Source organism: Alicyclobacillus dauci (genome assembly GCF_026651605.1).
GTDB lineage: Bacteria > Bacillota > Bacilli > Alicyclobacillales > Alicyclobacillaceae > Alicyclobacillus > Alicyclobacillus dauci.
Map to the genome: position 1 here is coordinate 3,028,557 of NZ_CP104064.1, position 22,124 is coordinate 3,050,680.

Consider the following 22,124-nt stretch of genomic DNA (forward strand, 5'->3'; position numbering starts at 1 on the left):
AACCGGCATGAGTCGTCGCTGCTCGATCCTGTCCTGTTTTACATACATAGAGGTGATATACTTTCAAGATAAACAAAAATCTCCTTACCAAACAAACTGGTTATAAATCCATAACGCGAGCAATAGACCCGCTCCACATACGACATTCGTCCATGCAACGGCCACTGAAAAACGTTCCTCCTGTACCATACCCCTTTTGCGATAGGTTCGAACATCAGCGATAAAAACCAACAATCCGCACCCAAAAAACAACAATACACAGAGAACCGGGTAGGGTTGTGTCAGATCAAGACTTATCATGTGGAGCTCATTCCTACTCGATGAGTCCTTACATCAACTTCGATGTCGATTGGTATATCAGGGTACATCTCTTCCCACTTTTCTTTCGTTTGAACAAAACGATTCCAGTATTGTGGATGCTTCGCTCGCACATATTCTCCGAATCCAACAATATCCGAGTTCCTTCGTTTGGTATCTTCTAAAAGGGATTGCATATTCAGCTTGAGTTCAGCTGCAATCTGTTGATTAATCTTTTCTATCACCTGAGGAGAATCCAGGTTGACCTGATGTCTTGATTTCTCCGTAACATTTCCGTCGACATGGATAATTGCAGTAAAATGGGGCTTCCCATTTCGAATATCTGATTTGATTCTTGTTCTCCGACGATATATCTGCCAAACTACCGTGTCGCTGGACCCTGGGACTCTCACCATCGCCGAATAGCCACCTCGCTTTTCGCCACTTAGTTCCATGTAAGCGGCCACTTGGAAGATATTCGTATTTCCCACCATCTTGTCTCCCTTAAAATAGGCCAGTCCGGCAATGTGTACATCGTTCCCTATCACGTCTCCAAATGGGAGCACGGGTTCCCGTCCCTTCATGGACAATTTACTTTCAAAGACCCCAAGAAAATCATGCGGCATTTTTCCCAGTTGCCGAGCTTGGTCCAGCGTAGCCAATAAGTACAATGTGGGTACTCGTTCTAACGGCGGTGCGGTCATCATGAACTGACGTGCAGATCCAGACGAAACCCCAAGCCACGCGGTTCTTCGAATTTCGGGATTGCGGCGAATATAGTCCGTTACAGTGTCAAGTCCTTGTCTGGCGAAGTCTTGAGACACAACAACAACTCGCAAATGACCGAAAAATAGTTTGTCCGCTACTCTCTGTTGAAGTTGCGAGACCGCGTCATTTAAGGATGATCCCTCTGCACTTAAGACCCACACAGGCAGACTCGATGACCCACCGCCACTGCTACTCCCGCCCCCAGCATCCCCAGGGCCCAGTGGGATTCTACCAGGGACGGCTATTTGCACAGTTAGATGAACTGGCTGGACAAATGGAATATGGGTCTCCTCAGGACGCGTCGGCGGATTTTTTTGAACAATTCTTGCGTTCCCTAAGTCGATCCCCATTCCCAAAACGGTGGCCCGCTGCTCCATTTCCCGGCGGTCCCAGCATCCAGAGAGGAGTGGCATCGTCACAAACAGCACCAAGAATAGCCTAACGACCGTCCACGTACGACCGTCCACGTTCATCGTTCCTTTGTCTTCGGATAATGGCTACAAGCCAAATCAAGATAGGGTATCCAAGGGTGACGAAGAGACCTCGCTGGCCGACCATCGCGATGATCCGATATAGATTAATGATATTAGTCGGCATCATGGCTAGGATGAAAATGAACGTTAACAACCCAAATGAAAACATTTTTTGGTCACGCAATTTGAACAGATCCTGCAGTGTTTTGGAGGTCACGTAGTAAGTTCCATAAATTGTGGTAAATACGGCGGTTACCCATACGGCAAGAAAGGCAGCGTCCAATCTTTCCAGAATTTCTCCTGGAAGCATGGTTGTCTTGGCCAATTCAAGCGTCGGCCACAAAAGTAGCTTGATTTCTTCGGATCCGAAAACGGCGAGCGAGGCTGTGGCAATGAAGAAATAAACACCACCTGCAATGGACATGCCAATGATGCTTGATGCTACCGCCTTTTTAGGTTCTCTCATGTACGGGATGACAAACGTCATGATAAACGAACCTTGGAAAAGCGCAGCCACCGTCAAAATACCTGTTAAGGCATGGGCCGGCTCGTTTCCAAAGATAGGTTGTAAGTTTAAAGCCGTGGCATTCTTTAGTGAAAACCCGGCGATGAGACATGCCGGTGCCACAATCAACGGCAGATAGAAGAAGTGCGTATACGAGAACGTTGACAAACTGTTTCGGGTAAATAATGCGCCCAAAAAAAGCATGACAATCGTCGTCGCTTCAACTGGTGTCTGTTGCAAGACTGAAGTACCTACAACCTCCGCAAATTCTCTAGCGGCAAGCGCCGTGAGAATGGCAAAAAAGACGACGACAAACAGACTTCCAATTCGAGCCAGCCATTTCCCCAAAACCCGCTCACTGTATTGGACAATGGTGTCTCCTGGAAATCGTATACCAAGGATGGTTACAACGTACAGTGCAACAAATGACAGCAAAATGGCCAAGAACACGTAAAGCGGAGCGCCCGTATCGCCCGCGACAACCGCTATACGAGGAAGCTCTAATACGCCTACTCCGATAATTGTGCTTGCGATGATGGACGCTGCCTCCATGACTGTTATCTCGCTTCGAGTTCTGGCCATAGCACCGGGGTCACCTCCATTTTCGCGGATTTACCGGATCGAGTGTGTGGCTTGGTCTTTGTAGCGTATCTTCTTTGGATTCAATGCCAAGCCGCACATCATTAATCGGGTGCGTTTGGGCAGGTCGCTTTTGCATCCACCAAACAGGCGCTCGCCACAAGGCATCTTTGATGTCTCGCCACTCAGTCGATGGAACAAACGGACTGAGGTACGGAACGCCAAACGAACGCAGGGAAAGCATGTGACCACTGATGAGAATCAACCCAATCATGACTCCCCACAGGCCAAAGAAACCGGCCAGGACGGTCAATACGAATCGTAAAATCCGCAGCGCGATCGCGGCATTATACGCCGGCGTTGCGAAGGAACCAATGGTCGTAAGCGCAATCACCACTACCGTGATGGGACTTACAAACCCCGCCGCTACGGCGGACTGCCCAATGACAAGCACCCCCACGATGGATAACGCACCACCGACTTGCTCGGGGAGCCGAATGGTTGCTTCACGTAATATCTCCATCACGAGGTCCATGAAGACAACTTCAACCACTGCGGGAAACGGAACGCCGGCTCGGCCTCCGGCTACAGCAACGGCAAATTTAGTCGGGATAAGCTCCGGGTTAAAAGCGATAACAGATACATATAACGAAGGAAACACCAACGAAAAAATGAGCGCCATCAGACGGATAAACCTCATCAAACTGCCCATCACCCAACGCTCCGAATAATCATCCATTGTTTGATAAAACTGTACAAACACTGCTGGGACAATTAAAGCAAATGGTGTACCATCAACAAGAATGACGACTCTACCCTCAAGCAGGTTGGCGACACACTTGTCTGGTCGCTCGGTGTTTTGAACTTGCGGAAAGGGTGACCAGTGGTTATCCTCGATAAACTGTTCCAATATTCCAGAGTCCAGAACAGCATCAATGTCAATGGCTTCAAGGCGATCCTCCACTTCCTCCACCAGTGCGGGACGGCAGATTCCCTCAATGTAACAAACTGCCACCCTTGTCTTCGTCAATCGTCCAACTGTCTTGAATTTGATTCGAAAATTAGCAGTTTGTAGACGATACCGTATCAGTGTGATATTCGTTCCCAACGACTCAATAAAACCGTCTCTCGCACCACGGATGACTGGCTCAGTTTGTGGTGGTGAGACAGATCGCTTGTCAACATTGCGGATGCCCACTAGAATCGCATCACGAAATCCCTCTACCAAAACGATGGAATCGCCACGAATTAAGGCCTCCATAATCTTGACAAGGCGACGCTCAAACCGAACGTTGTCGTAGTACAGTGCACGTTTCGAGACAATCTCCTCTAACTCATGCGCTCTATACCTTTTCTTTCGAAAATCCCGAGGACGTTCCATCAGAGGTTTCAAGACGTTGTCATTCACCAGTTGACGGACTGCGAAGTTCTCAAATGCGACGATACTCGCCCTGTGCCCGTCAAACACCTCAAGATCTCGAACCAAAAAATCCGAGTTTTGACCCAGCATGTCACGAAAGAACCGAACTGTTTCATCTAGATTTCCTTGATACACTTCGTTTTGATACTGCTCCAGAACTTGATCTGGCGGCACCAACGCCTGGCTCTCTCTTCGTATCCCCCTTTTTGCAAACCGATTCCAGATTGTCATCATAATCCCCTCCACCGTCTGTTGGCGGTAATGTCCCCAGTTCATGGGGAGCCAATTCGTAGTGACCGTGAAACAGATGACTTGAATAATAAATCGCTGTTTTCACAAGCTATCGTTCAAAGGGAATACTCTGGTGTTCACGGTTAACCGAGGAAAATGTGTCACCAATATTGATGGCCAGGAAGACTACCGAGGGAGCTGCAGAAATGAGTGACAATACGGAGTTGCAACATCTGATATCAGTGGAAGTTGACGGCGTCCTCAGCGCTGTAAACCAAGGTGCCACTGTGTTGGACGCAATTTTATCTGTGAATGAACATTTTCCACACATTTGCTTTCACCCAGCGCTCGGCCCCATTCAAACTTGTGATACTTGCATAACAGAAGTGAATGGGCAACTCGTGCGAGCTTGTGCGACCCCTGCCGCACCGGGTATGAAAGTCAGCACCTCCGGACGATCACCCGATGTCCGGATGGAGGCGCTTGATCGGATTCTGCACAACCATGAGCTGTATTGTACGGTGTGCGACAACAACAACGGAAATTGCACGGTCCACAATACATCCATGCACATGGGTGTAGAGCATCAAAAGTATCCGTTTGAGCCAAAACCGTATGACCAAGATAATTCCAACCCCTTCTATCGATACGATCCCGACCAATGCATTCTCTGCGGACGGTGCGTTGAGGCGTGTCAAAACCTCCAAGTGAGTGAAGTCTTGTCCATCGACTGGGAGCGCGATCATCCCCGCGTTGTTTGGGATGACGACAGGCCAATCAACGAGTCTTCTTGTGTATCATGCGGCCACTGTGTGACCGTCTGTCCCTGCAACGCACTCATGGAGAAAAACATGCTTTCAGAAGCGGGATACCTAACCGGTATGCGTCCGTCATTGTGGGAGTCGATGGTACATCTTACCAAAGAAGTCGAACCCGGCTATGGCCCCATCTTCACAGTCTCTGAAATCGAAGCACAAATGCGAGAGTCCCGAATTAAGCGAACTAAAACAGTTTGTACCTACTGTGGCGTTGGATGCAGTTTCGACATCTGGACAAAAGGGCGAAAAATTCTCAAGGTCGAGCCTCAAATGGAGGCACCGGCTAATCAGGTATCCACCTGTATCAAAGGGAAGTTTGGTTGGGACTTCGTAAACAGCGACAATCGGCTGACAACACCCCTTATTCGTCGAGGTGATGAGTTCGTTCCCGTGACATGGGACGAGGCGTTAAACTACGCCGCTGGCCGACTTGCCGAAATCAAAGAGGCTCACGGACCGGATGCCATTGCTTGTATCTCCTCGTCCAAGTGCACGAACGAAGAAAACTATTTGATGCAAAAGTTCGCGCGTGCCGTCATCGGCACGGACAATATCGACAACTGCTCTCGCTATTGTCAAACTCCTGCGACGGAAGGTCTCAAGCGCACGCTCGGCCTCGGCGGTGATACCGGATCGATCAAGGATTTAGCCATGTCCGATCTCGTCATGATTGTGGGAGCCAACCCAGCTGAGTCACACCCCGTGCTCTCGACACGCATTCGTCGTGCACACAAAACGCGCGGTCAAAAGCTCATCGTTGCGGACTTGCGGAAAAACGACTTGGCGAAGCGAGCAGACATTCTCCTTCACCCACGAGCAGGCACGGACTTAATCTGGCTGTCGGCCGTCACGAAATACATCATCGACCAAGGCTGGCATGACTCTGCCTTCATCGAGGAGAGAGTCAACGGATTCGATGCACTGAAGGAGTGGCTCAGTACCTATACGCTCGATTATGCCGAGAAGGAGACCGGAATCTCAAAAGACGTTCTCATTGAAACAGCAGAGATGATTCACAACGCGCCGACAATGTCTATCTGTTGGGCAATGGGTGTCACCCAACACGTCATGGGCAGTGAAACCAGTACGGCAATCTGTAACCTCCTGTTGGTCACGGGAAATATCGGTCGGCCCGGCACAGGGGCGTATCCTTTGCGCGGACATAATAACGTCCAGGGTGCTGGTGACTTCGGCTGCGCGCCAACCTATTTACCAGGATACGAACGGATTGATGACGAGGCGGTTCGAGCGAAATACGAAAAAGCGTGGGGTGTTGAACTGCCGAAGACAACGGGAATGGACAATCACCGCATGGTCGAGGAGATACACGAAGGCAACCTCAAGGCGCTGTATCTGTTTGGTGAAGAAATGGCGCTCGTGGATTCGAATGCAAACCACGTTCAGGCGGCATTCGAAAAACTGGATCTGTTCATTGTCCAAGATATCTTCTTCAGCAAGACAGCCGAATTCGCCGACGTCATTTTCCCGGCTGCGCCCAGCTTGGAGAAGGAAGGCACATTCACGAACACGGAACGCAGAATTCAGCGTCTATATCGCGTGTTCGAGCCACTTGAAGGTTGTCGTCCCGATTGGCAAATCATTCGGGATTTGGCGAATCGTTTGGGCGCGAACTGGCAGTACGAGCACCCTTCCGAGATCCTTGAAGAGGCCTGTGGGCTCACAGAACTCATGAAAGGCGTCCGATATGGGCTACTTGAAGGCTACAACAGCTTGCAGTGGCCAGTGCTCGAAGACGGTACGGATACACCGCACCTATACACGGATGGAACGTTCCCGTTTGACGACGGAAAGGCTCGTTTCTACGTACCCGTGTGGCACCCGCCTGTACTTGAACCGAACGAAGAATACGATCTCCACCTCAACAACGGTCGCATGCTGGAACATTTCCACGAAGGAAACCTCACATACAGAGTGGAAGGAATTCGCGAAAAGACACCCTATCCGTGGGTGGAGGTATCCGAGCAATTAGCGAAAGAGCGAAAAATCTCCACTGGTGCACTGGTTCGACTCGTATCGCCGTATGGGGCTGTCAAGTTGAGAGTCGTTATCACGGATCGAGTCAGTGGTCACGAACTATACTTGCCCATGAACACGCCGAAGGACGACGAAGCCGTGAACTATCTAACAAGTAGTTATCACGATGACGTCTCTCATACGCCAGCGTACAAGGAGATCTCCGTACGGATGGAAGTCCTGGAGTCAAAGGGACCCTCGCCAATTACACGGAGAAATTTCCGCCTAGGCGATCCTCAGCCCCGGCCTGGCGTGATGGTCGAGCTCAAATGGAAACGTGCAGATTATGAACCGCTGACGGACGAACTCCCCACGGCGGATCGACAATAGGAGGTCAATCCTTTGGCACAAGCGATTCACAAAATTGTTGAGAATCCCATCACACCTGAACAAGAGCGTGCTCGATCCCGCTCCTATGTCGACGATGAAATTATCCAGAGCTCCGATGCTATCGTCGAAGTTCTTCGACTCATTCGCCAACTACACGAAAAGCGCCTGCTGGCAATCGTTAACGCCCTGTTGGAACAGGGCACGGACGTACTTGAGATCATTGTCGCGCAAGCAGCCCAGCCACAATACGCAAAGGGCTTCAAAAACGCACTGGGCCTCGTACAAATGCTCGGCACAATGGACGTCGGATTACTGTCGAACGCCATGGAGGCACTGTCCACAGCAAATAAGCGTATGGAGGCGGGCGAGATCGAACCTGTTGGAGGTCCGTTTAAATTGATGGGTGCGATGCGCGATCCAGACGTCGGTGCTGGTCTAGGCTTCGCATTCGAGGTGCTGAGAACACTTGGAGGCCAGCTTCGCCAGAAGGAACACACTGAAGCGAGCCATTAATGAAACATTGGTTAAGAACAGACGATGGCCTGGAAAACATGATGTTTCCCCAGGCCATCGTCATGTCGTCAGTTGATCAATTTACCTTACATTTTGGATATGGATTATGATTCAGTATGGCATTGTATGATACATGATTCAAATTCGGATCCTCTTGTCAAACCTTGTCGATGGATGTAGAATAATTAGAAAATAATCCAATACAACCAAATCATACAAGGGCAAACTCATCGAAAGATGGGGACGCAAAGCCATGGGTCTACGGGTGTACGTCTATGATCGCCAGGTTGCATGATGATCGGCTCTAAGCGGTGTGTGGGGCCTTTCCCCCAATTGGACCGAATGACCTTGAGTTGCCTTCATATCAATCCCGGTTGTAAGAATGGGGTTAGATACATGCTGGAGATTGGAATGATACTGCAAGCACGGCGAGAAGAACTGGGGATCAGTTTAGAAAAGGTTGAGTACCTCACAAAAATCCAAAAGCGTTACTTAAGGGCAATCGAGGTTGGCGATTGGGGTAAACTTCCGGAGACGGTGTACATTCGTGGATTCATTTCATCGTATGCACGGGTGTTAGACATGGATCCGGCAGAACTGAAGGCAAAATTCGACTCATATCAACAAGATGAGCTTCACGAGCAAGGTGAAGACAACTTTGCACAACCGGTTGAACAAACAGCCACCATTTCCCCACGAATTTTCCCACGAACTCGAAGTGAAAGCATCCAAAGCACATCTGCAGGCCGTTCCAACAAATCCCAAAATATAGCCGCAGTTGATGGATTCATGGCGCTGTTTCAAAAAGTTAAGGTTCTATTCAGTTACAAAGGGTATTGATCAGAAGAGTTTCGGCATTGATATGACTTCTTATTTCCTTAATGGGTCCGCTACAGTCGGCGAGTCCCTTAATCGTTCGAAAGTCCGTGAAGACTGCTTCGTCCGCGACCATCTGAAAATAAAAAGGCGCCTCATCGGGTTCCCCGATAAAGCGCACCCTTATCGGTCTATCTAAAAACAATTACGATTTAAAACTGGTCATGTCAACTTGTGAATCGTTGCGATGAGCTTTGAAGTCCTTGGGAACTGCTGCCCAGACGAGTAGAAGTACCGCGGTACCGACGAGCCATGCTAAAGCGTAGTCAGGCGCTTCTCCCCAGCCAAACCGCGGTGCATTGATCAAGCCGAGCCATGCCGAGATTGATCCGGTCAGCGACCACAACGCAGCAGCGATGAATTTTCTGTCAATCAAACAAACTGATATTGAAGTGATAACTAACACCAGCATTAAAAAACCGTTTGCCATTCCACTAATGGGACCCCAATATATGGCCTTGTCTAATACATGTGAAATTTCGGGGGTGATGTGAATTTTCAACGCCGCCAAGCTTTGTTGTATGGTAGATTGTATTAGATACGCACCTGGGATTATAATCCCTAGTAAAAAAGCATTCACGTACTTATGATCAATATTGGTAATTGCTGCGCGTCCAACCCCTATTGAAACGTAAGCTATCACCGCGGCCCGAAGTGACCATGGAAATAGATCGATGGCAGGCATGGACAGCCCAGTGATGACAACGAGTAACATGACTATTGGCACCCAAAAATGATATGAGATTCTTGCACCAAGATGTTTGTACGAAGGATGTACTGCGTACATGACAGTTGGTATAATCCCACCGGCGACCCCAATTATCACGGAACACACACCGTCCATTAACAGCGTTTGACCCACTGAATATTCGTCCCCGACGCGCTGTGCAGCTTCCACTGAAGCGAAATCTTGTAATATGGCGTACACCGACATTGGCACAATCACGGAAAAATATGAAATGTCCCGCACCATATACTGTGCCAAATGTGGTGCAATGTGCCAAGGTGATGTAAGATGCATTCCAGTCCATGTAATATCTAAGTCCCCTGTCGCCAGACCAACAACGAGAACGATTACCCAAGCGACCAAGAATGGTGATAGATTAAATTTAGTGAGTGGTATTTTAGCAAAAACGCCGCAGAGTACAACTGTCAAGGCGATAATCCCTAAAAGCGGACTCGAGAATAACCGAACAACAATAGTCATCGACAAATAGCTATACATAGCGGCAGCGAAGACAGTCATTACCGCGGCTCTCGGAATCACTCGCCGAATATACCTGCTGAACGGTGCGCTGATGAGTTTGAAGACTCCCATCCAAACTACGGCTGCAGCACCCGACGCCCAACAATCAACCAGATTGTGTGTATGCTGATATACAGGCAACATAATTGAAATTGCAAAGGCCGTCGAAGATGGTACATTTATTCCGAATACCTGGGAGGTAACGGTTGACCTCCCTGTTCTTTTCGCTAGACCATGGGCACTCCAGGTGACCCATAATCCAGCTAACAAAAAGCCTACTGAGAATCCAGGTAACATGTGACTGACCGAAAACCCCAACGGGACACCTATCCCCGCAAGTAATAATGCAGGAATGGCCATGTCAGTGATATTGACACCGAAATGACTAATCATAGCGTCTAAATCCCCACGGTTAACCCGAAACCAATAGGGAGCTATTGAGCTGCTCTCGCCCATTTTTATCGCCTCCAACTACTTGTTCGAAATGTGCACATCAGTAAACCGGATTCTCACGCAGGCTTGAATTCTCGAGTACACTGCAGGAGGATCGAAACCAACGGTTGATTATTTGTAACCGCTTTCAATTCAGCTGTTATCGACCTTTTACTTTCGATAATGACCCAGGTATCACGGACTTGGGGTTATCGACTATTCAGTCTTTGACCAAACCCGCCATTGGTTACCGTCCAGGTCGACAAATCCTGTAATTCGGAAGTTCTCGCGCTCGTGAACACGTACACTTTCAAGTTCTATATCATACCTTTCTAAATACTCAATCATTTTATCCAAGTCTTGCACCTCCATGACCAGTCTTGTTGGACTTCGTGAATCGAAAACCATTTCACGATCGGTGTAAATAGCGACCGCAGTCTGAGATCCGGGTATCGTATAAAGACACCACTGGTTAACTTGGTCAAGATGGGCGACCGAAAACCTAAGGATTTCTTCGTAAAAAATCCGGGAACGGTCAAAGTTGCTTACGGGAATCTCGGTAAACGTTAAGCCAAGGTATTCCAACATAGAGAACTCCCTTCAAGTGCCTTAGAATTTCACTATGAATCCGTCGCGAATCTCCTCTGTATAGATCAGCGTCTAGAAGTTATCCAACGTACTTTCTGCCGATTTTGGATGTCCATCGTTTCGTCCAATCATTTTCTATGCCAAACTGGTCAAGTGTACGAGCAACAATATGATTGATCATGTCGTCCAAAGTTTGCGGGCGATTATAAAATGTAAGCACTGGTGGGAAAATCGTGACACCCATTCGCGATAAGTACAACATGTTGTCGAGATGGATGTCACTTAACGGGCATTCTCTGGTGATCAAGACTAACTTACGTCTCTCTTTTAAAACAACATCCGCAGCTCGACCGATTAATGTTTCGGCATAACCAATTCGAATAGCTGATAACGTCTTCATACTACAAGGTGCAACAATCATGCCGTCAGTTATGAAAGACCCGCTTGAAATGGACGCTGCTTGGTTTTCCTCCCTATGCACAATACTTGCAAGTTTCCGGACATCTTCAACCTTGTAATCGGTCTCAACTTGAATCGTCGTCTCTGCCCACTTAGAAAGGATTAAGTGCGTCTCTACCGAGTACTCCCGTAAAGCCTCAAGCATTCGAATTCCCAAAATGGCACCTGTTGCTCCAGAAATCCCAACAACAATTCGCATGGTGTACCCCCTTGGTGTGCAAAAAATGAATCCCCATGATCTGCGTTACCTTAACCGCACAGACCACCCGCAAATGAAAAGAGTCATTTGCGGGTTGCAGAAGTTATCGTTATCTAGGACCAGTACTGATCCCAATTGGCTCGTACTCTATCCAAATGTTCTTGTGGTGGTAGTGCAATTGGAGGAAATTTATGTTTTTTCGTGGCATCAATCCCCATCTTCGACGATACTCGACGCGATGGATCCAATTGCGGAACGTCGTCAGCGGCCTGCGAGGGATCAAGTCGAACGGCCGGCAAGTCTTCAATGATAAACACATCTTTGTGGGGCTGAACTCTCCAAGACATTGCCCAGTTCAACATGAACTGATCCCGGATATCTATGTCATCATCAACCACGACACAAAACTTCCCTAGAGTTGGATCGACAGACCAAGCAGCTAACATCACTTGGCGAACTTGCCCTTCGTGTTCTTTTTTAATCGAAATCGCTAAATATGCTGCAGCTCCACCAGCTTCAAGCAGATGAACATCTTTGACTGGGAGTCGCAGGTCACTCACCAAATGCTTGTAAATCCCGGCCTCTCTGCCTATACTGCGAATCATGCTCGACTCGCTTGGAGGCATTTGACTCAAAAAGGCCTGATATATTGGATTATTCCGATGGGTAATGCACGTAATGTCCATCACGTAGGACATAGCTTTTGGTCCCATATATCCTGGATATTCACCAAACGGACCTTCCTCTTCCAAGAAGTTAGGCCGGAAAAAGCCCTCGATCACGATTTCAGCCGTCGCAGGAACGAGTAGGTCGTTCGTCTCACACTTTACGACGTCTACCGCTTCACCTCGCAGCCCACCAGCAACTGACAATTCATCCAAACCGTAAATCATCCTTGATACAGAGCAAAGACCTATTGACGGATCAGTTCCAAGAACAATTGCCACAGGTGTCGGTTCATTTCGTTCGTTATACCGATCCACGTGCTTGCGGGCATGTTGGACAAAGTTCACCCATACCCCCAGCTTGTTCCGTCCCTTGAGCATCACCCGATATGTACCGACATTTTGTACTCCTGTATCTGGATCCCTTGTGAAGACAAAAGGGGACGTCAAATACGGTGCAGGATCTTCTCCTACAGTCCATGTCGGGACAGGGAATTTAAAAATATCAATCTCTTCGTTTTTTAAAATATTTTCTTTACACGGCCCAGTGGTGACTAAGCGCGGAGGAATCGGGTTGTTCTGTGCATCGGACCACTTCTGTTGGACACTTTCGAATTCAGTGTCAAGTGCCTTGGCATAAATCGATCGCGATCCACCCAATATACCAAAAACTACCGGTGCAGTATGACCTTTTACGTTGGTGAACATCAAGGCTGGGCGCTCCGTCTCTGGAATCGATTGGAATGCAACACGGCCTACAGCCGATATTTCCCAGTCCTTATCAACCTCACGGTCAATTACCTTCAACTTTCCAGCATACTTCAGTGCATCTAAGTATTCTCGCAAATCGCGGTAGCCCACTACCTATCACTCCTTCTCGAATGATTGATTCAAGAGAAGTGTATTAACGAAATCATCGGATCTTGTAACCGATTTCTGCTATATGGAATTTACGACACCCAAATACTTTTTAATGGGACCCCAAATTTATTTTTTACCCACGACCTTTTACCCGATGTTCTAAAATTGGCGGCACTCATTCCTACTTTCCTATTCCAAAAATACGAAGTATAAACTGAACGTTCCTCGACTGGTTCGATTGCTGATGATGAATCATATAAATGGGAAACTGAAGGACTGGGAAATTCTTAACGGGAATGGATTTTAGAACTCCGCGCTCAAGTTCCTTTTCAATCGATAAGTAAGGCATAAATGTGAGGAACGCGCTCTGCAGGAGAATCTCTTTTGCAATTTCTATATTGTCAACGGTCACGTCCGCTTCAATCTCAATCTGGTGCTCTCTAAGTTTATTGTCAACCAATTTCCAAAAACCGTGTTTTTTCTGGGTTCGCAGTAACCTATACTTCTTAACAACCTCGTAAGTAACATCCGATTCATTAACAATCGGGTGATTTTCCGAAGCTACTAAAACAATCTGTAGCCATTCATTAAGTTGAGTTACAGCAATGTCTGGGTGCTCAAGCCGATGCGTCATCAACGCAATATCGACATTGCCTTCCAAAACCAAATTTAATAAATTAAGTGAATCAACTTGGCGGATGATAAATTTGGGACGATGAGTTCCTTCATATGCCGTTCTCAATATCCGAGGAACAAAGTGAACGGCTAAAGTTGATGTAGCGCCGATAATAATTTCCTCCGACTGTTGACCGATCTCTACTTCTGCTTGTTTAACCAAATCAACGATTTGTTGTGCGTAACGCAAAAGCCTAGCACCCGCTGCAGTCAGTTCCAAGGTTCCGTCAAATCTCTGCAGCAGCGTGACACCAATATCCGTCTCTAAGTTTTTAATCCGACTTGTCACCGCAGGCTGAGCCAAATGGAGTGCTTTTGCAGTAGCAGTGAAATTCTTTGTTTTAGCAACACTTACAAAAGCAACTAATTGATCGAGCGTCATTATGTCCTTCACCTCCTAACTCCGAACCAAACAATCAGAATTATATATCAACTCCACTGTCACATCACTGCAACTATCGTCGACCAATACTCCTCTTCAAAACATTCTTTTCACAGCCGTGATGTGATTGGCCCAACTCTTGCCCGGAGCGACGTTCAAGTACCCGACTTTTTGCAGCCCCCCACCTTCTTGAATCACGTGGTTATTGCCTGCGTAGATCCCTACATGAGCGCCGTGATCAAAAATCACAAGATCCCCCACTTGCATTTGCGAAATGGAAACACCCACCCCAACGGATGAGTTCTGTGTCTGACTGGTTCCACTCATGTTGTAGCCCAACGCATGATGGTACACATATGCTGTGAAGTTACTGCAGTCAAACCCGTTTTGCCCCCTGTCTTCGCTGTGACCCCAGATGTATGGCGTTCCCATCTTACTCGTTGCAACCGATATTACGGCATGTTACTTGGTAGAACGCGATGCATTTGGTCCTGCAGCCGGCATCACATTTGAATCCATGCTGCATCCCGGTGGTGGTATGGAAATGCCATTCCCGGTTTGCGCACCAGTTCCCAATAAAGATGTTGCACCCATCGGCGGAGATGAACCCCGACCTGTGTCTCTGTTCGCAGCACCTGTAAGGTCGACTGTTGTTCCGTTTGGTCTTACCACCCTAATACCTGCACGTTGCTGTTTTGGAAACTTTGAATGAACATAGTTTCTTATTCCATCTGTACTGTTGAGATCGATCACGTCTTCACCAGTCGTGTTTTCACTGACATCTTGAGTGTTTACAACGATGGTGCCGGATTGCAGTTTCGCACTTAAGACACGCACAACGTCAGTCCCAGTGGTTTGGTTTTCTCGTCCACAACCGGCCAAAATCAGTACAACAGAAAGGGTAGCACCTATCCACAAGCGTCTCATCCTTTGAAATCCCCCCTTGTGGAGATATTTTGCTTCGGCAAGTAGGAATCGATTCTTGTTAGGCAGCGTCATAGCAAAAAACACGTCGTGAAAGAAAGAGGATAAAACGTGTGGGTTACTGTAACTGGCAGAAGGCGTTAAATAGTTGTCTCACCTAACAAGGGGTTCAGAGTTTCCGTTGAACCGGTTAGTCAATAGCAGGCGCAATAAAATTCGACAATTACCAACCTCTCCTAGACATAATGTGGACGCGAATATACTTCCTAGGAATCCAATTTGTTTTGGATTTCTTCTAACGCATTTTTAATATCATGTAACATTTTGTTTGTCTCATTAAGAGTCGTACGAGTTTCGATGATGATAAAGACGACGAACAATGCGACTACGATGCCGACCCAAAACCAAATGCTCCACACCATTGGTATCCCTCACTACACGATTGATAGACTTAACGCAAGAACAATCAATTCAACCAGAATATATACTAAATTTAGTTGGCTTTGGTCGATACAGTCAAGATGGGCGAATAGCCCCTTTCATAGCAGGCCACTATATATCCGTTATGTCACGCACAAGGGAGAATACGATGAGAAACAGAACAATCGCTGATTCAATCATCGAGGCACTGATAAACGCAGGGGTTACAAGAGTCTACGGAATTGTAGGCGACTCCTTGAATGCTATTCTAGATGCCATTCGGCGGTCCGGAAAAATCGAGTGGATTCACGTACGCCATGAAGAGGTTGCCGCCTTCGCCGCTGGCGCAGATGCCGAGGTAACTGGCAGTATTGCTGTTTGTGCAGGGAGTAGTGGTCCTGGCAATTTGCATCTCATCAATGGGCTCTATGATTGCCATCGGAGTCGAATACCTGTTCTAGCTATCGCTGCACACGTTCCAAGCCACGAGATCGGCAGCTATTACTTTCAACAAACCCGTCCGGAAAAGTTGTTTGATGACTGCAGTCACTACTGCGAAATGATCACCAGAGCGGACCAAATGCCACGAATGGTCACCATGGCCATACAACACGCGGTTGCAAACAGAGGTGTGTCCGTCATCGTTCTCCCGGGAGATGTAGCGGCGCTGACTGATGAGACACCTGTTCCCGAAAATGTATTTTACGGCACGAAGCCGATGGTGCGCCCCTCCGATGACGAGTTGCGGCGTTTAGCGGAGTACCTAAACAACGGAAAGAGGATTGCACTGTTGTGCGGTGCTGGTTGCGCCGGCGCCCACGAACAGCTTATGCAACTATGCGAAAAGTTGCAGTCCCCAATGGTGATCGCTCTACGCGGAAAGGAACACCTCGAGTACGACAACCCCTACTCTGTGGGTCTAACAGGGCTCATCGGCTACGCTTCTGGATACCACGCCATGATGGACTGCGACGTACTGCTGATGCTGGGTACCGACTTTCCTTATGGACAGTTTTACCCGAGGAAGGCTACTATACTGCAGGTGGATATTGACCCGGAGCATCTCGGTCGCAGAACGCCACTCACCTACGGGCTCTGCGGCGACGTAAAGGATACCGTTGAGTCCTTGCTTCCTCTTCTAACCGAAACGCATGATTCACGGTTTCTGGAAAAGTGTGTCGCGCATTACAGTGGCGTTCGCCGAGAACTGGATTCACTTGCCGCCGGGAAACCAGGGCGAAAGCCGATACATCCGCAGTATCTCGCGAAGATGGTGAGCGATCTCGCCGCCGACGACGCCGTGTTTACATGCGATGTTGGTACACCGACCTTGTGGGCAGCTCGTTACTTGGAGATGAACGGTAAGAGGCGACTCTTGGGTTCCTTTAACCACGGCACGATGGCGAACGCGCTGCCACAGGCTATCGGGGCGCAAGTTGCCATACCGGATCGACAAGTGGTTGCGTTGGCTGGTGACGGCGGACTGTCGATGTTGATGGGCGACCTGTTAACACTGAAACAGCACCAGTTGCCGGTAAAGATCGTCGTGTTTAACAACAGCGCGCTCAGCTTTGTAGAGCTTGAGATGAAAGCTGCAGGATACTTGGAGACTGGAACAGAACTGGTGAACCCTGATTTTTCCACAGTGGCACAGGCATTGGGAATTGACGGGTATCGTGTAGAGGACCCGGCCGAACTTGAAGAAGTAGTGCGACGAGCGTTTCAGAATAATGGACCCGCTTTGATTGACGTCGTTGTCAACCGTCAGGAATTGTCCTTGCCGCCGAAAATCACACTGGAGCAGGCACACGGATTTACTCTTTGGATGATTCGAGCAGTCTTAAACAGTCGGGGCAATGAGTTAATTGAACTTGCTAAAACAAACCTGTTTAGGTGAGTTGCAAGAACCATGTAACGAAAATCGACTCCTCCCTTGATGGAGGAGTCGAACGTTTTGCGAAGGTAAGTTATCGCCCCATCTGTGAAGCGGTTTCTTGAGCGTTATCGGCCCCTTTGAGGTCGAGATCGATTTGTTTCGGAATATTGTATGCGTAGTACCAGCCCTTGTCCATCATGTATCTGCTAACTTGTTCATGGGCAGTAATGGAATCTTCAAGTTGTCGATGCAGCTCGCTTCGGACTTCTGGCGTAGCAGCTTCCGTTATCGCGATTGCGTAATTTCGGACACCAGTTTTAGTCGCCATCAGCAAGTCTGTAGCGATAACTTGGTCGGTCATCGCTGATGTTCCGGTTAGGTTTTCGATAATCGGATTCATACTATCACCCCTTATTGTGTGTTCGTTGAGGTTTGCTTAGAAAGCAGACCTTCTAATCCTTCGATATGTTGTCGATCAAACTGCGCACACGTTTGAAGCAAGTCGTTTAGCTTCTCATCGCTGACCAGCTTCTGCATCGTCGTTGATTTCGTCAGACACACATTCTTAAATGCGAGCATTTCATGCATTTCTACCATTTCGTGGGTCGCGAAGTCTCGATTATCCATCCGTCTTCACCTCTCATATCAAGGGATTGGCTATGTGCCCCGCGTATCTTGTACCCGAAGGATTGAACGTATACCACAAAGTGAAGATGATAATTTTGGTCGCTGTGCTTGGATAGTTTATTTATCCCAATGCTTGTTCCAAATCGCGAATTAATATCTCTGCCGGTTGCAGCCCAACAGCGATTCTGATGAGACCAGGACTCAAACCTGTATCAATCCTCGTACTAAGGTGGCATCGTGAGGCGACATTGACGCGCCGAGCAAGGTATATTCTTTATCGAATATTTTCTTCATGACATCCTTACTCGAAATGACGGCCCCGGCGACAACGTCATTATGGCCCGCCAAGTGTTTTGATACAGATACGACAACAATATCGACGCCCATCGTCAGCCGCTTCTGAAACAACGGGCCCGCCCACGCTCCAGTGCGGCGAGTTTCTTCTCGAGGATTTGCACTGTTGGATTCGTGCCTCTCCAGTACAAGTAGTGTTCATCCTCTGCTTCTAATGCCGCGATCAATCCCTCGAAGGATATGTGAACGATACATTACCGAACGTAGGGGGCACAATTGCTCCTCCGTATCTGCCCTCACTTTCATCGATCCGCAGACAAATTTCCGTATCTCTGTCGGACTCTACACCACGCTTCATTTCAGTTCCCCCTAGGCGAAACTCCTGTTGTCAATATGCAAGATTCGGGCAACCTATATGCGCTCAACTTATCTACGGTCGTTAAAAGAATCCGGGAACATGCCATTTCCGCTTATCAAAAACGAGGCAATGTCGGGAATGTTCATCTATGCGTTAAAGATGATATGGATCGAGAGACATTGGAAAACTATGGCGGCGATTCCGCTACGAGGTGAGTTTTAACGTGCGTAATCATAAACTCTTACATCACCATCGAAACGAATCCTTCACTAAAGGATCTATTGCGTACAAGCTACTCTGGTTTTCGATCCCAATCCTGTTAGGAAATATCTTACAAACGCTAAATGGAACCGTGAATTCCATATGGATTGGCCGTTTTTTAGGAGAAAACGAGTTTGCTGGAACATCGATCGCGAACATTGTGATTTTCCTATCCTGAAAATAATTGAGCGATGACCAGGGTAAAACGACATACTGAAATAAGCCCACCACAAGATGGGTTTTAAAAGGAACTCTGTGATGTCTGGAGATCATTTATGCAACAGGTTTTACGGTGACCTCCAACCCGAGTGATTGCAACTTCCGGATCGCCTGCTTTACGACTGCGTCTTTCTTGCGTGCTTCGTAATATGTTGGGCCGAGTTCAATATAAGGCTGACGTCGCTGTAACACGTAATACACGATGGTTAAGATGCTGTGGGCCACTGCAACTGCTGCACGGTTTTTGCCTCTTCGAGCTGCAATTCGATGGTACTGGGCAGAGAGATAAGTCTGCTTCGTTCTCGCCGCTGCGCGTGCTGCTTCCACCAGCGCTGCTCTGAGTTTTTGATTCCCTTTGCGTGTTTTCCCCGACTTTCGTTTCCCGGCGCTTTCATTGTTCCCTGGAGCCAGTCCTGCCCAAGAGCATAAATGGGCAGCAGACGGAAATTGGGTCATGTCTGTCCCAATTTCAGCCAGAATTTGTTCTGCTGTTCGTCGACCGACACCGGGGATGGTGTCCACTAGCTCCAGGTCTTCTTCAAAAGGGAGCATGCGCTCCTTGACTTCTTCATCCAGCCGGGCAATCTCTTCATCCAAGTAATCGATGTGACGTAATTGGGCTGCCAGCATCATTCGTTGGTGGGAGCCCATAAGCCCATTCAGTGCCTTGTGCAAATCGGCCTTCTTCGCCTTCATCCGGCCTTTGGCTAACCCTGACAATACCTCCGGGTCTTCTTCTCCGTGGATCATTGCTTCCAACATCGCCCGCCCAGATTTGCCAAGTGTATTGCTGGCCACTGCAGAAAGCTTGATGTTGGCACCTTCCAACACCTTTTGAACCCGATTCACCTCTCTTGCCCGCTCGTCAATGAGACTTCGGCGGTAGCGAATGAGTTCTCGTAGTTCCCGTTGTTCACGGTTGGGGATGTAACTGGCTTGCAACAGCCCGTGGCGGAGCAATCCGGCGATCCATTCGGCATCCTTCACATCGGTCTTACGGCCCGGAACGTTCTTCATGTGCTTGGCGTTCACCACAAGCACTTGACAGTCCGCCGACTCCAGAAGGTTGTAGATTGGCTTCCAGAATGAAGCTGTGCTTTCCATAGCAACATGCGTGCATTCATGTTGTCCTAACCAGTCAACCATCTCCAGGAGATCCTCCGTCATCGTGGAGAACGTGCGAATCTCCTTGGCCTCCGGCGTCAGCACACAGGCGACCACCGTCTTCTTGTGCACATCGAGGCCGCAACAACGTTCGTATACGACATCCATGCCAATCCTTCCTGATGGACTGGTAATATTGAAGGGCTGGTGCAACGACCATAACGGATCATTCTATCCTGCGTGCTTCTCCGAGGAGGAGAGCGACATTCTGTGGTGCACCTGGTCGTCGTAGTCAGTCTAATCAGCGGGCTCGAGGCACCAAGGAGTGACGACCTGCCTTCGCCAGCCACCAAAAAATCATTCAACACAAAGGCATTTTCATCCTTCTGCTGGTGCCGCCCCGGCGGCATGGGAGTCTAATCACGATTTATCTATCTATGGAGGTAAAGTTCTTAACTCAACTCCTTAGATTAACAAGGGAAGTACTATAATGCGTGGACATATGCGTAAACGTGGGTCCAAATGGGCAGCAGTTTTATACTTTGGAATCGACAAATCCGGAAAGCGCAAGTACAAGTGGTTCTCTGGATTTTCCACTAAAAAAGAGGCAGAAAAAGCTCGACCGAGAAGCTCCAAGAAATCGACACCGGAATCTATATTGAAACAACAAAGATTCTATGGTCGACTATATGAAGAGATGGCTAGAGGACAAGAAATCCCAAGTTAGACCCGGTACGTATCGCAAGTACTCCTGGTTAGTTCATCGCCACATTATCCCGTTGCTTGGGGAAATCGAGCTTTCAAAATTAAAGCCTCAACGCCTCCATGGCTTCTACACTAGTTTGCTTGAAGCCGAGGAACGTATGCGTCAAATTCTTCACACCTAGCGAGGATACCGGATTCCTGAAAGAATGCAGTTAAAACTTTCAAGGAGGGCTTCGTTATGACCAAAAAAGAATTGGCAGAATTACGAGAAACGTGGCGTGAACGCGTAGCTGCATTCCGGGATAGCGGTCTGAGTGGCGCGGCGTGGTGCGCTGAGCAAGGCATAAAAGAACATCAATTGTGGTATTGGGTAAGTCGCTTTCGTGAAAAATCCCCGAAACCGTCCGTTTCGACTGACTTTCTACCCGTGCAGGTTCATGAGTCCATTGCCAATCTCCCTCTGCTCGTCCGGGTTGGCTCCGTTGCCATTGAAGTACACCCGGGATACGACGCCCAACTGTTGCGTGACCTGGTTGAGACACTCACGGGCTCATGCTGAACCATATCGGTACAGAACAGCGCGTCTATCTTGCGTGTGGTGTCACGGACATGCGGAAGAGTATCGATGGATTGGCGGCCTTGGTGCAAACGCAATTCCAGTTAGACCCGTTCTCCCAATGTGTCTTCGTTTTTTGCAATCGTCAGCGGGACAAATTGAAGATTCTGTATTGGCAGTATAACGGATTCTGGTTATTGTATCGCCGGTTGGAACGAGGCCGATTTGAGTGGCCCAGCTCGTCTCAGGACAAGACGCTTGTCATTAGCCAACGCCAGTTGAATTGGTTGCTGGATGGATTGTCTCTCAACCAGCAGAAAGCTCATCCCAAGGTGGCGGCGCAAAAGGTCGTCTGAGTGCCTGAAAGGCAGGCATGGATTTTGAAACAAAAAGTTATTGGAACCCTTGATATGACAAGGATTTCGGGGT

The 22,124-nt window shown here is 48.3% G+C and carries 24 protein-coding genes and 1 riboswitch; of the genes, 8 read left to right on the plus strand and 16 right to left on the minus strand.

All coding sequences use genetic code 11. The annotated features are described in order from the left end of the window. Positions 1-84 precede the first annotated feature (84 nt). The 4 genes from NZD86_RS24775 to NZD86_RS15375 are packed head-to-tail and all read right to left on the minus strand — an operon-like array spanning position 85 to position 4,318. Complete coding sequence (locus NZD86_RS24775) at positions 85-300, minus strand: CLC_0170 family protein (protein ID WP_407655172.1); 216 nt, start codon at positions 298-300, stop codon at positions 85-87. Beyond that, a complete protein-coding gene (locus tag NZD86_RS15365; protein WP_268042931.1) occupies positions 297-1,532 on the minus strand; it encodes a Ger(x)C family spore germination protein in 1,236 nt (411 codons plus the stop codon). The genes NZD86_RS24775 and NZD86_RS15365 overlap by 4 nt, the downstream gene beginning before the upstream one ends. After that, positions 1,504-2,625 carry a GerAB/ArcD/ProY family transporter gene (locus NZD86_RS15370; RefSeq protein ID WP_268042932.1) on the minus strand — a complete coding sequence of 374 codons (1,122 nt, stop codon included), beginning with the start codon at positions 2,623-2,625 and terminating at the stop codon, positions 1,504-1,506. Before NZD86_RS15370 ends, NZD86_RS15365 begins: the two co-directional genes overlap by 29 nt. 10 nt (positions 2,626-2,635) lie before the next feature. After that, positions 2,636-4,318: a spore germination protein gene (locus NZD86_RS15375; RefSeq protein WP_268042933.1), complete on the minus strand. Its 1,683-nt coding sequence runs from the start codon at positions 4,316-4,318 to the stop codon at positions 2,636-2,638. A 161-nt stretch (positions 4,319-4,479) separates the two neighbouring features. Here NZD86_RS15375 and fdhF point away from each other — a divergent pair, with 161 nt between their 5' ends. The 3 genes from fdhF to NZD86_RS15390 all read left to right on the plus strand — a co-directional run bounded on the left by fdhF (position 4,480) and on the right by NZD86_RS15390 (position 8,808). After that, positions 4,480-7,455, plus strand: a complete 2,976-nt coding sequence (gene fdhF, locus NZD86_RS15380) for a formate dehydrogenase subunit alpha (protein ID WP_407655261.1) — start codon at positions 4,480-4,482, stop codon at positions 7,453-7,455. A gap of 12 nt (positions 7,456-7,467) precedes the next feature. Next, a complete protein-coding gene (locus NZD86_RS15385; RefSeq protein WP_268042935.1) occupies positions 7,468-7,968 on the plus strand; it encodes a helical membrane plugin domain-containing protein in 501 nt (166 codons plus the stop codon). A gap of 210 nt (positions 7,969-8,178) precedes the next feature. Beyond that, a riboswitch (cyclic di-GMP riboswitch) is annotated at positions 8,179-8,263 on the plus strand. A gap of 101 nt (positions 8,264-8,364) precedes the next feature. Next, complete coding sequence (locus tag NZD86_RS15390) at positions 8,365-8,808, plus strand: helix-turn-helix domain-containing protein (protein ID WP_268042936.1); 444 nt, start codon at positions 8,365-8,367, stop codon at positions 8,806-8,808. A 181-nt stretch (positions 8,809-8,989) separates the two neighbouring features. Here the strand turns inward: NZD86_RS15390 and NZD86_RS15395 are convergent, their stop codons facing one another. The 8 genes from NZD86_RS15395 to NZD86_RS15430 all read right to left on the minus strand — a co-directional run bounded on the left by NZD86_RS15395 (position 8,990) and on the right by NZD86_RS15430 (position 15,697). Further along, the gene (locus tag NZD86_RS15395) at positions 8,990-10,546 is read right to left on the minus strand and encodes a hypothetical protein (RefSeq protein WP_268042937.1); all 1,557 of its coding nucleotides are present in this window, start codon (positions 10,544-10,546) and stop codon (positions 8,990-8,992) included. Between the two features lie 192 nt (positions 10,547-10,738). Further along, on the minus strand, positions 10,739-11,107 hold the full coding sequence (locus NZD86_RS15400) for a VOC family protein (protein ID WP_268042938.1): 369 nt from the start codon (positions 11,105-11,107) through the stop codon (positions 10,739-10,741). An 82-nt stretch (positions 11,108-11,189) separates the two neighbouring features. Further along, positions 11,190-11,768: a UbiX family flavin prenyltransferase gene (locus tag NZD86_RS15405; RefSeq protein WP_268042939.1), complete on the minus strand. Its 579-nt coding sequence runs from the start codon at positions 11,766-11,768 to the stop codon at positions 11,190-11,192. Between the two features lie 113 nt (positions 11,769-11,881). Continuing rightward, positions 11,882-13,294 (minus strand): UbiD family decarboxylase, encoded by a 1,413-nt coding sequence (locus tag NZD86_RS15410; protein ID WP_268042940.1) that lies wholly within the window; start codon positions 13,292-13,294, stop codon positions 11,882-11,884. A gap of 181 nt (positions 13,295-13,475) precedes the next feature. Further along, positions 13,476-14,351 (minus strand): LysR family transcriptional regulator, encoded by an 876-nt coding sequence (locus NZD86_RS15415; protein ID WP_268042941.1) that lies wholly within the window; start codon positions 14,349-14,351, stop codon positions 13,476-13,478. 96 nt (positions 14,352-14,447) lie between these two features. Further along, positions 14,448-14,783: a C40 family peptidase gene (locus NZD86_RS15420; protein WP_268042942.1), complete on the minus strand. Its 336-nt coding sequence runs from the start codon at positions 14,781-14,783 to the stop codon at positions 14,448-14,450. A 30-nt stretch (positions 14,784-14,813) separates the two neighbouring features. Next, positions 14,814-15,278 carry a hypothetical protein gene (locus NZD86_RS15425; RefSeq protein ID WP_268042943.1) on the minus strand — a complete coding sequence of 155 codons (465 nt, stop codon included), beginning with the start codon at positions 15,276-15,278 and terminating at the stop codon, positions 14,814-14,816. A 263-nt stretch (positions 15,279-15,541) separates the two neighbouring features. After that, complete coding sequence (locus NZD86_RS15430) at positions 15,542-15,697, minus strand: hypothetical protein (protein WP_268042944.1); 156 nt, start codon at positions 15,695-15,697, stop codon at positions 15,542-15,544. A 167-nt stretch (positions 15,698-15,864) separates the two neighbouring features. On the opposite strand from NZD86_RS15430, the gene poxB reads away from it, so the two are divergent. Then, complete coding sequence (gene poxB, locus NZD86_RS15435; protein ID WP_268042945.1) at positions 15,865-17,592, plus strand: ubiquinone-dependent pyruvate dehydrogenase; 1,728 nt, start codon at positions 15,865-15,867, stop codon at positions 17,590-17,592. 70 nt (positions 17,593-17,662) lie between these two features. Here poxB and NZD86_RS15440 read toward each other — a convergent pair whose 3' ends face one another. The 4 genes from NZD86_RS15440 to NZD86_RS15455 form a co-directional block, all read right to left on the minus strand. Next, complete coding sequence (locus tag NZD86_RS15440; RefSeq protein WP_268042946.1) at positions 17,663-17,971, minus strand: spore coat protein; 309 nt, start codon at positions 17,969-17,971, stop codon at positions 17,663-17,665. Positions 17,972-17,982: 11 nt separating this feature from the next. Then, positions 17,983-18,198, minus strand: a complete 216-nt coding sequence (locus NZD86_RS15445) for a hypothetical protein (protein ID WP_268042947.1) — start codon at positions 18,196-18,198, stop codon at positions 17,983-17,985. Positions 18,199-18,399: 201 nt separating this feature from the next. Beyond that, positions 18,400-18,606: a PLP-dependent transferase gene (locus NZD86_RS15450; RefSeq protein WP_268042948.1), complete on the minus strand. Its 207-nt coding sequence runs from the start codon at positions 18,604-18,606 to the stop codon at positions 18,400-18,402. A gap of 778 nt (positions 18,607-19,384) precedes the next feature. Next, positions 19,385-20,602, minus strand: coding sequence for an IS110 family RNA-guided transposase (locus NZD86_RS15455; protein WP_268042741.1), 1,218 nt, complete (start codon positions 20,600-20,602; stop codon positions 19,385-19,387). A 334-nt stretch (positions 20,603-20,936) separates the two neighbouring features. On the opposite strand from NZD86_RS15455, the gene NZD86_RS24780 reads away from it, so the two are divergent. Genes NZD86_RS24780 through tnpB form a run of 4 tightly spaced genes read left to right on the plus strand, consistent with a single transcriptional unit; the run spans position 20,937 to position 22,051 of the window. After that, complete coding sequence (locus tag NZD86_RS24780; RefSeq protein WP_407655262.1) at positions 20,937-21,161, plus strand: Arm DNA-binding domain-containing protein; 225 nt, start codon at positions 20,937-20,939, stop codon at positions 21,159-21,161. Then, positions 21,124-21,321, plus strand: coding sequence for an N-terminal phage integrase SAM-like domain-containing protein (locus NZD86_RS24785; RefSeq protein ID WP_407655173.1), 198 nt, complete (start codon positions 21,124-21,126; stop codon positions 21,319-21,321). Before NZD86_RS24780 ends, NZD86_RS24785 begins: the two co-directional genes overlap by 38 nt. Positions 21,322-21,377: 56 nt before the next feature. Beyond that, the gene (tnpA, locus tag NZD86_RS15460) at positions 21,378-21,698 is read left to right on the plus strand and encodes an IS66 family insertion sequence element accessory protein TnpA (protein ID WP_268042949.1); all 321 of its coding nucleotides are present in this window, start codon (positions 21,378-21,380) and stop codon (positions 21,696-21,698) included. Next, positions 21,692-22,051, plus strand: a complete 360-nt coding sequence (gene tnpB / locus NZD86_RS15465) for an IS66 family insertion sequence element accessory protein TnpB (RefSeq protein WP_268042950.1) — start codon at positions 21,692-21,694, stop codon at positions 22,049-22,051. Before tnpA ends, tnpB begins: the two co-directional genes overlap by 7 nt. The last annotated feature ends 73 nt before the right edge of the window (positions 22,052-22,124 follow it).

What these genes read in the sequence shown, in the direction of transcription:
- NZD86_RS24775 (WP_407655172.1), bottom strand. Translation starts at nt 300, where the DNA reads ATGATAAGTCTTGATCTGACACAACCCTACCCGGTTCTCTGTGTATTG.
- NZD86_RS15370 (WP_268042932.1), bottom strand. Translation starts at nt 2,625, where the DNA reads ATGGCCAGAACTCGAAGCGAGATAACAGTCATGGAGGCAGCGTCCATC.
- NZD86_RS15375 (WP_268042933.1), bottom strand. Translation starts at nt 4,318, where the DNA reads ATGAACTGGGGACATTACCGCCAACAGACGGTGGAGGGGATTATGATG.
- fdhF (WP_407655261.1), top strand. Translation starts at nt 4,480, where the DNA reads ATGAGTGACAATACGGAGTTGCAACATCTGATATCAGTGGAAGTTGAC.
- NZD86_RS15390 (WP_268042936.1), top strand. Translation starts at nt 8,365, where the DNA reads ATGCTGGAGATTGGAATGATACTGCAAGCACGGCGAGAAGAACTGGGG.
- NZD86_RS15395 (WP_268042937.1), bottom strand. Translation starts at nt 10,546, where the DNA reads ATGGGCGAGAGCAGCTCAATAGCTCCCTATTGGTTTCGGGTTAACCGT.
- NZD86_RS15405 (WP_268042939.1), bottom strand. Translation starts at nt 11,768, where the DNA reads ATGCGAATTGTTGTTGGGATTTCTGGAGCAACAGGTGCCATTTTGGGA.
- NZD86_RS15415 (WP_268042941.1), bottom strand. Translation starts at nt 14,351, where the DNA reads ATGACGCTCGATCAATTAGTTGCTTTTGTAAGTGTTGCTAAAACAAAG.
- NZD86_RS15420 (WP_268042942.1), bottom strand. Translation starts at nt 14,783, where the DNA reads ATGGGAACGCCATACATCTGGGGTCACAGCGAAGACAGGGGGCAAAAC.
- NZD86_RS15425 (WP_268042943.1), bottom strand. Translation starts at nt 15,278, where the DNA reads ATGAGACGCTTGTGGATAGGTGCTACCCTTTCTGTTGTACTGATTTTG.
- NZD86_RS15430 (WP_268042944.1), bottom strand. Translation starts at nt 15,697, where the DNA reads ATGGTGTGGAGCATTTGGTTTTGGGTCGGCATCGTAGTCGCATTGTTC.
- poxB (WP_268042945.1), top strand. Translation starts at nt 15,865, where the DNA reads ATGAGAAACAGAACAATCGCTGATTCAATCATCGAGGCACTGATAAAC.
- NZD86_RS15440 (WP_268042946.1), bottom strand. Translation starts at nt 17,971, where the DNA reads ATGAATCCGATTATCGAAAACCTAACCGGAACATCAGCGATGACCGAC.
- NZD86_RS15445 (WP_268042947.1), bottom strand. Translation starts at nt 18,198, where the DNA reads ATGGATAATCGAGACTTCGCGACCCACGAAATGGTAGAAATGCATGAA.
- NZD86_RS15455 (WP_268042741.1), bottom strand. Translation starts at nt 20,602, where the DNA reads ATGGATGTCGTATACGAACGTTGTTGCGGCCTCGATGTGCACAAGAAG.
- NZD86_RS24780 (WP_407655262.1), top strand. Translation starts at nt 20,937, where the DNA reads ATGCGTAAACGTGGGTCCAAATGGGCAGCAGTTTTATACTTTGGAATC.
- NZD86_RS24785 (WP_407655173.1), top strand. Translation starts at nt 21,124, where the DNA reads ATGAAGAGATGGCTAGAGGACAAGAAATCCCAAGTTAGACCCGGTACG.
- tnpA (WP_268042949.1), top strand. Translation starts at nt 21,378, where the DNA reads ATGACCAAAAAAGAATTGGCAGAATTACGAGAAACGTGGCGTGAACGC.
- tnpB (WP_268042950.1), top strand. Translation starts at nt 21,692, where the DNA reads ATGCTGAACCATATCGGTACAGAACAGCGCGTCTATCTTGCGTGTGGT.